Origin of the sequence: Protofrankia sp. CiP1_Cm_nod1 (assembly GCF_920888515.1) — a bacterium.
Lineage (GTDB): Bacteria > Actinomycetota > Actinomycetes > Frankiales > Frankiaceae > Protofrankia.
In genome coordinates this window covers 1-5296 of record NZ_CAKKTM010000034.1, presented here as the reverse complement: position 1 = coordinate 5296, position 5296 = coordinate 1, and the positions used below count along the sequence as shown (strand labels likewise).

6 protein-coding genes are annotated in these 5296 nt (G+C 69.1%); 4 read left to right on the top strand and 2 right to left on the bottom strand.

Features of this window, described 5'->3' with window-relative positions:
- Positions 1-287 precede the first annotated feature (287 nt).
- Entirely contained in the window at positions 288-983 is a 696-nt protein-coding gene (locus NBX02_RS02240) for a hypothetical protein (protein WP_250283650.1), read from the bottom strand.
- A 1-nt stretch (position 984) separates the two neighbouring features.
- On the bottom strand, positions 985-1611 hold the full coding sequence (locus NBX02_RS02235) for an RNA polymerase sigma factor (protein WP_250283652.1): 627 nt from the start codon (positions 1609-1611) through the stop codon (positions 985-987).
- Between the two features lie 172 nt (positions 1612-1783).
- Here NBX02_RS02235 and NBX02_RS02230 point away from each other — a divergent pair, with 172 nt between their 5' ends.
- The 4 genes from NBX02_RS02230 (at position 1784) to NBX02_RS02215 (ending at position 5146) form a co-directional block, all read left to right on the top strand.
- Entirely contained in the window at positions 1784-2050 is a 267-nt protein-coding gene (locus NBX02_RS02230) for a type II toxin-antitoxin system Phd/YefM family antitoxin (RefSeq protein ID WP_250283654.1), read from the top strand.
- On the top strand, positions 2047-2325 hold the full coding sequence (locus NBX02_RS02225; RefSeq protein WP_250283656.1) for a type II toxin-antitoxin system RelE family toxin: 279 nt from the start codon (positions 2047-2049) through the stop codon (positions 2323-2325). Before NBX02_RS02230 ends, NBX02_RS02225 begins: the two co-directional genes overlap by 4 nt.
- A 79-nt stretch (positions 2326-2404) precedes the next feature.
- On the top strand, positions 2405-2851 hold the full coding sequence (locus tag NBX02_RS02220) for a hypothetical protein (RefSeq protein WP_250289750.1): 447 nt from the start codon (positions 2405-2407) through the stop codon (positions 2849-2851).
- A gap of 150 nt (positions 2852-3001) precedes the next feature.
- On the top strand, positions 3002-5146 hold the full coding sequence (locus tag NBX02_RS02215) for a glycosyltransferase family 39 protein (protein ID WP_250283660.1): 2145 nt from the start codon (positions 3002-3004) through the stop codon (positions 5144-5146).
- Positions 5147-5296 lie beyond the last annotated feature (150 nt).

Here is a 5296-nt window from a genome sequence, read left to right as displayed (position 1 = left end):
GCCCAGGTGCCGGCGGCAGGCCCGGGCCCGGCGGCCCGCCTGCCGGCGGTGGCCCCGGCCGCGGCGGCCCGCCGCTCGTCGTCAACGCGTCCCCGGTGGCCTTCGGCACCCAGCGTGTCTCAGCCCGCACCGACCTCTTCGTCGACTGATCTCCTCGTCGACGGCATACACGTCATCCGGTAATTTCCCCCAGCAACCGGTCTCGTTCATCAAAAAACTGAAAACCAGATTCCTGGACAGATGCGGTGACCGTTCTTGCGTCGAGACGGTCACCGCATCTGTCAGCATCATTCCGTGTGCGGCACTATGATCACGGTCGACTGGTCGTGGTTGAAGGAAAGGCTGGCGCAGGGCCGGCCCACGGCCCACGGCTGGCCGAAGCCGCTGTCGTCGATCCGCCAGGACTGTAGGCCGTAGGAATCCAACTTCTGCCGGACTATACTGATGATCTCGCTGCGGGGGCGGCAGTGATCCGCCCGTACCGCGGTCACCACGTCATTCTGGAAAGCGGCGAAGCTGCGCGCGGAATCAGACACTCCCATGAACGGCCGCAGCCCCAGCGTGCGGCAGGCGTTTTTCGACGGAAACACCGCGACAGCCCCACCCGAGGTAAGGCAGGCGACGATTTCTGACGGTGCTTTCATTCCGGTGGACCGCCACACCTGCCGGCAGGATTCTACTGGGTCCGTCACCCCGCCGCCGACAATGTCCGTGTCACCGTGAAGACTCACCGTCTTATAACATGACACCGTCATAGCCTGGGTCGCCACATCACCAGGAAGCAGTCCTCGGCCGGCGGCCGTCCCAAGAACAGCCACCACGGCCACAGCCGGAACGACTATCAGCTTTCGCCGCCACCACGGCCTCCGGGCCGGCTCGGAAGTCGCCGCGACGTGGCGTTCGAGCAGTTCCTGGCGCTGTGCCAGCCGCTCCGCCGGGATGGCCCGTTGCGGCGGAAGCCACGGAAAATCCAGATCGGACATGTCACGCCCCTTCCCGACCGTGTCGGCCTGTGACCGGTGTCGCCGTGTCAACGGATTCCTGGAACGCGCCCGTCCCCGCGGCCCGGGTCTTCGCGAGCCGGGCGCGGGCACGGGCCAGCCGCGACCGGACCGTTCCCACCGGAACGCCCAGAGCGACCGCGGCTTCTGCATAACTCAGACCGGCCATCGCCACCAGGGCGACGACATCCCGCTCACCACGGTTCAGGACCGCGAGCTCACGCAGAATGTCCTGCATCCGTTGCTCGTCGTCGAGCCGTGCCACCACCTCGTCGGCGGGATCGGGCTCCACATCCGGGGGCGGCAGTCGGTACAGCGCCGCGTCGTAACGACGAGTGGCCCGCGTCTGGTTGCGCACCACGTTCGTCGCCACCCCGAGCAGCCACGGGCGCAACGAGCCGGAGAGAGCAACCGCGTCGGCCCGCCGCCGCCACGCCTCCAGGAAGACCACGGACGTCGCGTCCTCCGCACCGCTCCACGAACCGAGCCGGCGGAAGCAGTAGGTGTAGACGGCGCTGGAGTGCGCGCGGAACAAAAGCCCGAACGCCGTCCCGTCCCCGGACCGGGCCCGCGCAAGCAGCTCACCGTCATCAGCCGGCTCAGGCGTCATCGATCGCTCTCATACCTCGTAATGTCCGCACGAGCCCGTCAGGTTCCCAGCGAACCACCACCTCCAGGACGGAAGCTTCGGCGACTCGCGGGGCTGTGGAGAGGCCCACGACCGTTGCCAGGGACGGGGAGCGGAGTGGACATCGGACGATCAATGAGCCACAATTGTGGCCATGACGATCGAGTCTCTCCGTATGGTCCGTGACCACCTGTCCGAGTTCGTTGATCGGGTCGAACACCAGCACGAACGGATCGTGCTGACCCGTAACGGCCACGCCGCCGCCGTGCTGATCAGCCCCGAAGACCTCGCCCAACTGGAAGAGACCATCGACGTCCTGCGCGACTCACAGGCACTGGCCGACATCCGCGAGGCCGACCGGGCCTACGCCAGCGGCGACGTCCTGCGCGGCACAGCGGCCGTACGCGACCTGCTCAGGTGAACGGCGACGACTACGAGCTCGTCCTCACCCCACCAGCCCGACGCGCGTTTACCGACCAACTGCCCGAAGCCGTCGCGACCGCGGCCGTGGAGTTTCTCACCACCGCTCTGGTCGAAGCTCCACGCAGAGCAGGCAAACCCCTGCGCTTCGATCTCGAAGGAATATGGGCGGCCCGCCGAGGCACCTATCGCATCCTCTATCGGATCAATGACGACAAGCACGACGTCGTCGTCCTCCGCCTCGAGCACCGCCGGGATGCCTACCGACCGCTGTGACCCGCTACCGATTTTCTTCGCCCATGGCGAACCGCCCACGGCAGGAGGGGGCGGATGGGCATCTTTGCACTCGCGGCTCATGAAGATACGCAGCCATCGTGACGACGCTCCGCTGTGGTGGACACACGAGGACAACCGCCAGATCAGTTTCACGTCCGTTCGTCCACGCGAGGTGTTCGAGAACTACGACGCGGGTTTCGCCCTTGGGCTGGCGTGTCCCGGCATGATCGCGGGAACCGCTACCGATCCTGATACCGGGATCGTCTTTCTCCGCTTGTCACACGCACGGTCCCGATTGTGGGCCTCCTTCGCGGACGACCCGGAGGACCAGGGATACGAAGTCCTCCAGTGCGGGCCACGCCGGTTGTGGGAGGAGCTGGAGGCCGCCTACCAGTGGTGGATCAAGGCTGGTAGGCCGAGGTTCCACCGCTTCGGCATGACCGTCACCCCACACGGCCAGGAAGCCTGGCTCGGCACCCCGGGCCACATCGTCTCGCCCGTCCAGCGGCCGGCCGCCTGGAACTGAGCAAACCTGACCTGGGCGGACCTGGACAGGCTCTCAGTCGGCTCCCAGGCTCGCATCAGGTCAGCGTCAGGCTGAAACCCCACTATCAGGTCCCATGACGGTGGCTCCCGACCTTCGACAGCAGCCCGGACCGACGGCGAGGATCCGGCCATGACCACGACCGTTCCCGAGCGGGCGGGCATTCCGCCCGCCCCGGCCGCGGCACCCGGCCGCCCCGGCGCCGGTTCCCGGGCGGGGGGCCGGTGGGCGCGAAGCCTCCTGCGCGGCCGGGAGAGCGATCCGGCATGGGTGCGTCCCGCGCTGCTCGCCCTGCTGGCCGGGACGGCCGTGCTCTACATCTGGGGGCTCGGCGCCTCCGGCTGGGCGAACAGTTTCTACAGCGCCGCCGTCCAGGCAGGGTCGTCGAACCTGACGGCGTTCTTCTTCGGCTCCTCGGACGCCGCGAACTTCATCACCGTGGACAAGCCACCGGCATCACTGTGGGTGATGGACATCTCGGTGCGTATCTTCGGGCTGAGCTCGTGGAGCGTGCTCGTCCCGCAGGCGCTGGAAGGTGTCGCCGCCGTCGGGGTGCTGTACGTGACCGTCCGGCGCTGGTTCTCCCCGGCCGCGGCGCTGCTGTCCGCGGCCGTGTTCGCGCTGACACCGGCCGCGGTGCTGATGTTCCGGTTCAACAACCCCGACGCGCTGCTCGTCCTGCTGCTGCTCCTCGGCGCCTACGCGACCGTCCGGGCGGCGGAGACGGGCAGCGCCAGATGGCTGGTCTGGGCGGGGGTCTTCGTCGGGTTCGGCTTCCTCGCGAAGATGATGCAGGCGTTCCTGGTCGTGCCGGTCTTCGCGGCCACCTACCTGCTGGCCGCGCCGATATCGCTGCGGCGCAGGATCGGTCGGCTGTTGCTGTCCGGGGTGGCGATGTTCGTCGCCGCCGGCTGGTGGGTGGCGGCCGTGGAGCTGTGGCCGAAGGGCTCCCGGCCCTACGTCGGCGGCTCGCAGAACAACAGCATCCTCAACCTCATCTTCGGCTACAACGGCTTCGGACGGCTCAACGGCAACGAGGCCGGCAGCGTCGGCGGAGGCGGCGGCACCGGCGGCCGCTGGGGGGAGACCGGCCTGACCAGGATGTTCAACACGGAGATGGGCGGGCAGATCTCCTGGCTCATCCCCGCGGCACTGATCATCATGGTGGCCGTGATCGCGATGCGCGGGCGCGCCCCACGCACCGACCGGACCAGGGCCGCGCTGCTGCTCTGGGGCGGCTGGCTGGTCGTCACCGGCGTCACCCTGAGCCTCGCCAAAGGGATCATCCACCCCTACTACACGATCGCGCTCGCGCCGGCGGCCGCGGCCGTCGTCGGCATCGGCGGCGTCCACCTGTGGCGCGAACGCGACCGGCTCGGGTCCTGCCTGGTCCTGGCGGCCGCGGTCACCGCCACGACGGCGTGGTCGTACGTCCTGCTGCACCGGACGCCCGACTGGCAGCCGTGGCTGCGAGCGCTCGTGATCGCTGTCGGTGCCGTGGCGATCGTCACGCTGATCCTCACGCTGGTGCTTCCCGCGCGTCCGGCACGTCGCGCCGCGACGGTGCTGGCCGCCGCCGGCATCCTGGTGACGCTGATCGGGCCCGCGGCCTACGCGGCCGAGACGGCCGCCACCCCCCACACCGGCGCCCTCCCGTCGGCGGGGCCCACCAGCGGCTTCGGCGGCGGCCCTCGCGGCGGAGGTTTCGGCGGGGGAGGCTTCGGTGGCGGCGTCCGGATGAACGGTCCGGGCGGGGGCGTCCCGCAGGGGATGCCACCAGGCGGCACAACAGGCCAGGGCGGCACGACGGGAGGCCAGGGCGGCACGACGGGCCAGGGGGGTGCGACGGGCCTGGGTGGCGGCTTCGGCCAGCAGGGTGCGGCGATGTTCGGCCGGGGCAGAGGCCTCGGGGGCCTGCTCGACGCCGGGACGCCGAACGCCGAACTGGTGACCGCGCTCACCCAGAACGCCGAGCGCTACACCTGGGTCGCGGCCACCATCGGATCCAACTCCGCCGCCGGCGTCCAGCTCGCCACCCGTGCACCGGTGATGGCCATCGGCGGCTTCAACGGGACCGACCCGGCCCCCTCGCTGGCCCAGTTCCAGGAGTACGTCGAAGCCGGAAAGATCCATTACTTCCTCGCCGGCGGTGGCATGGGCCGCGGTGGCGGCTCCGGCGGCACCGCCAGCGCGATCACCACATGGGTCCGGCAGACCTTCACCACGACCACGATCGGCGGCACGACCGTCTACGACCTGACCAGGCCAGCCGCATAAAGTAATCACCGCACAGCATCTCCGGAACAGGACCGGGGCACGGGCCTCCCGGCGACGCGAAAAGCGCTTTTCGCGTCGCCGGGAGGCCTTCTTCCATTTTTCAGCTTCTTTCCACTTTTCAGCTGCCAGTTTTCAGCTGCCGGCTGACCC

Coding starts and splice junctions, on each gene's coding strand:
- NBX02_RS02235 (WP_250283652.1), bottom strand. CDS start 1,611: ATGACGCCTGAGCCGGCTGATGACGGTGAGCTGCTTGCGCGGGCCCGG.
- NBX02_RS02240 (WP_250283650.1), bottom strand. CDS start 983: ATGTCCGATCTGGATTTTCCGTGGCTTCCGCCGCAACGGGCCATCCCG.
- NBX02_RS02230 (WP_250283654.1), top strand. CDS start 1,784: ATGACGATCGAGTCTCTCCGTATGGTCCGTGACCACCTGTCCGAGTTC.
- NBX02_RS02220 (WP_250289750.1), top strand. CDS start 2,405: ATGAAGATACGCAGCCATCGTGACGACGCTCCGCTGTGGTGGACACAC.
- NBX02_RS02215 (WP_250283660.1), top strand. CDS start 3,002: ATGACCACGACCGTTCCCGAGCGGGCGGGCATTCCGCCCGCCCCGGCC.